The organism is Skermanella sp. (assembly GCF_059503625.1).
This window is the reverse complement of record NZ_JCACHA010000344.1, coordinates 876-2756: the sequence shown is the minus strand read 5'-3', so window position 1 is coordinate 2756 and position 1881 is coordinate 876. Positions and strand designations below refer to the sequence as shown.

Annotated in this window: 2 protein-coding genes; both read right to left on the bottom strand. The window is 63.2% G+C overall.

Annotated elements, in window-relative coordinates:
• Window positions 1–185: 185 nt before the first annotated feature.
• The gene (gene hisD / locus AC5JJ6_RS07965; protein WP_496041521.1) at window positions 186–1493 is read right to left on the bottom strand and encodes a histidinol dehydrogenase; all 1308 of its coding nucleotides are present in this window, start codon (window positions 1491–1493) and stop codon (window positions 186–188) included.
• 244 nt (window positions 1494–1737) lie between these two features.
• Complete coding sequence (locus tag AC5JJ6_RS07960; RefSeq protein WP_496041522.1) at window positions 1738–1875, bottom strand: GMC oxidoreductase; 138 nt, start codon at window positions 1873–1875, stop codon at window positions 1738–1740.
• Between the last annotated feature and the right edge of the window lie 6 nt (window positions 1876–1881).

Genomic DNA, 1881 nt, shown 5'->3' with positions numbered 1-1881 from the left:
CGTGCGGTCCTGGGAACCCTGGCCCTCGGATGGGTCACCGGTGGACGGGCTCTGCTGATCCGCTCCACCTTGCCCCTGCTTCTGGTCGGGGATGGGCGGTGTCTTCCGGTCCTGGGAACCCTGGCCTCCACTGGGAGCGGGGGTTTGATCAGCCATCTGGAAATCCTCCCTTATCTGGTAGCGGTTCACTCGGCCGCGGTTGCATAGGGAACGTTGCGGCCGCCGTAGCGCCGCACCCGGATGTTGGCCTGCTCGGCATGGCCGGCGAAGCCTTCGAGCATGCACAGCCGCGAGCAGTACTCGCCGACCATGGCCGACGCTTCGTCGGTCTGGACCCGTTGATAAGTGCAGGTCTTCATGAACTTGCCCACCCACAGGCCGCCGGTGTAACGCGCCGCCCTGTTGGTCGGCAGCGTGTGGTTGGTGCCGATCACCTTGTCGCCATAGGACACGTTGGTGCGGGGGCCGAGGAACAGCGCGCCGTAGTTGGTCATGCGCTGGAGGAAATAGTCTGGGTCCTGGGTCATGACCTGGACATGCTCCGACGCGATCCGGTCGGCCTCGGTTACCATTTCCTCGTAACTGTCGCACACGATCACTTCGCCATAGTCGGCCCATGACTTACTCGCCGTCTCCGCGGTCGGAAGAATAGTCAACAGCCGCTCGACCTCCGCCATGGTTTCGCGGGCGAGCTTTTCTGAATTCGTCAGCAGCACCGCTGGCGTTGTCGGTCCATGCTCGGCTTGGCCCAGCAGATCGGTCGCGCAGATCTCGCCGTCCACCGTCTCGTCCGCGATCACGAGCGTTTCGGTCGGTCCCGCGAACAGGTCAATGCCGACGCGCCCGAACAACTGCCGCTTGGCCTCGGCGACGTAGGCATTGCCGGGGCCGACGATCATATCGACGGCCTCGATCGACTGGGTACCGAGCCCCATGGCGCCGACCGCCTGTATGCCGCCCAGGCAATAGATTACATCGGCGCCGGCGAGGTGCTGGGCGGCGACAATGGCATGGGCCGGTTTGCCGTGGTAGGGTGGCGCGCAGGTGATCACACGCGGCACACCGGCGACGCGCGCCGTGATCACCGACATGTGCGCCGAGGCCAGCAGGGGATACTTTCCGCCGGGCACATAGCAGCCGACCGAGTTGACCGGAATGTTCTTGTGGCCCAGCACGACGCCCGGCAGGGTTTCGACCTCGAGGTCCTGCAGCGCCGCTTTCTGGTGTTCGGCGAATTTACGGACCTGCTCCTGCGCGAACCGGATGTCGTCGAGATCGCGCGGGGACAATTGGGACAGACAGTCCTGGATCTCCTGATCCGTGAGACGATAGTCGTCACGGTCCCAGTTGTCGAACTTGACCGAGAGTTCGCGGACCGCCGCGTCCCCCCGTGCCGCGATGTCACCGAGAATACTCTCGACCGTCGCCCGCACCTTTGCGTCGGCTGCAGCAACGGCTTCGACGTCGCGACCTCGCTTCAGATAACGAGCCATAGGGCTCCTCCTCTTTGTGATTTCTCCAGGTCTACGTTGCCTGTCTTTCCTCAACTGGCCGGAAAGCGATACCGCTTTGCTTATACCACCAGATCAGCCCGCTAGGCCGTCCTGATGGGCAGCCGCCATCGGGCCTCAACGGTATCGTCAACGGTCCTTTGGGCATGTTCGAATGGTTGGCAGCTTGGAGTGAGTTTAACCATGTCGTGTCACCCCTTCTCAATCTCTTACGCTTCCGCTTCCATTACGCAGCACGTTCCAGGACGCTTCCGGCGCGGATCAGGTCGGCCGCCTTTTCACCGATCATGACAGTGGGTGCTGCGGTGTTGCCCGAGGTGATCGTCGGCATGATCGAGGCGTCGGCGATACGCAGGCCCTCCAGTCCATG

Excerpts from the sequence above, each read along its gene's own strand:
- hisD (WP_496041521.1), bottom strand. The coding sequence starts at position 1,493 with ATGGCTCGTTATCTGAAGCGAGGTCGCGACGTCGAAGCCGTTGCTGCA.